We start from the raw sequence: 1,029 nt of genomic DNA, 5'->3' as shown, positions 1-1,029 counted from the left end.
CACGCCCAAAAAGGAGTATTAAAAAAGGTGTCTCTAAGCTTTTAGAGACACCTCCAAAGGAAACCCTTTTCGGTCGATCAAGCTTATTCCTTGATAGGTTGCTCCCCAGCAGAGCCTATCTCCGCTTAGGCTTGATGAAGCAAATGTAGTTGAAACTAAATTTTATTAACTTGAGAGTTATTAACAAAATAAGTGAAAGGTGACTAACCGAAGGCAACCTATATCATGAGGGGTCATAACTCACTTTTAACTTTTAACTTTTAACTTTTAACTTTTAACCCATCACTCTAATACGGCTGCGTAATCACATACACCGTAAAACGTATTCCAGCAATAAAATTCTGCGCTGGATTATACACATCATCAAAATTATTTACTTGAAAGCGTGGAGCGTTAACATCTGTAAGTCCGTATTGGGCAAATAAACTAACTGTTGCCTTTGTGCGGTAATCTAAATCCAACAAATAGCCAAGTTCAAGTTGGACACCATAATCCAAATCATTATATCTATTGCCGTTCATTACGGTAGTGGAGCCCCAAACAACGTCGTGCTTAAATCGCAGCTCTTCCCGCACGAGGATTCCGGCGTACCCTCCAACTCCAATCATAAATCCTTTCGTGGTAAAACGACGCAGCATGAGATTGATGTCTAAGTAATCAATTTTATAATCGCGCGTGACATCGTTGCCACGAAGAAATTGGCTGAACCTTGCACCACGGCGTTGGTAATCAACCCCTGTGCTTATTCCCCAGTCATCTGAAAAGCTGTACATCAACCCCAAACCTCCACTAAAACGGGGTGTAATTTGATTTACATCTATGACTTCGTTAAAATGCTGAGGATTTCGCAGCATCGAATTATAAGCAGAGCCTTGCATAATAATCGAGACATCATTCCAACGAAATGGTTGAGCAATAGAAATGAATCCGAGAAATATAAATGTAATGGCGAATAAAGATTTACGCATAAGAATCGTTTATTGAGTTTGTTTCTTTACGAAGCAAAAAAAGCTGTTTTACAACATTTTT

General features: G+C 39.2%; 1 protein-coding gene. It reads right to left on the bottom strand.

Annotation, left to right across the window (positions count from 1 at the left end; genetic code table 11):
- Positions 1-287 precede the first annotated feature (287 nt).
- Positions 288-968 carry a porin family protein gene (locus B9T16_RS28885; protein WP_410246414.1) on the bottom strand — a complete coding sequence of 227 codons (681 nt, stop codon included), beginning with the start codon at positions 966-968 and terminating at the stop codon, positions 288-290.
- Between the last annotated feature and the right edge of the window lie 61 nt (positions 969-1,029).

This window comes from Arthrospira sp. PCC 8006, from assembly GCF_046480465.1.
GTDB lineage: Bacteria > Cyanobacteriota > Cyanobacteriia > Cyanobacteriales > Microcoleaceae > Limnospira > Limnospira platensis.
The sequence above is the reverse complement of the archived record's forward strand: the minus strand, read 5'-3'. Positions and strand labels throughout refer to the sequence as shown.

Excerpts from the sequence above, each read along its gene's own strand:
- B9T16_RS28885 (WP_410246414.1), bottom strand. The coding sequence starts at position 968 with ATGCGTAAATCTTTATTCGCCATTACATTTATATTTCTCGGATTCATT.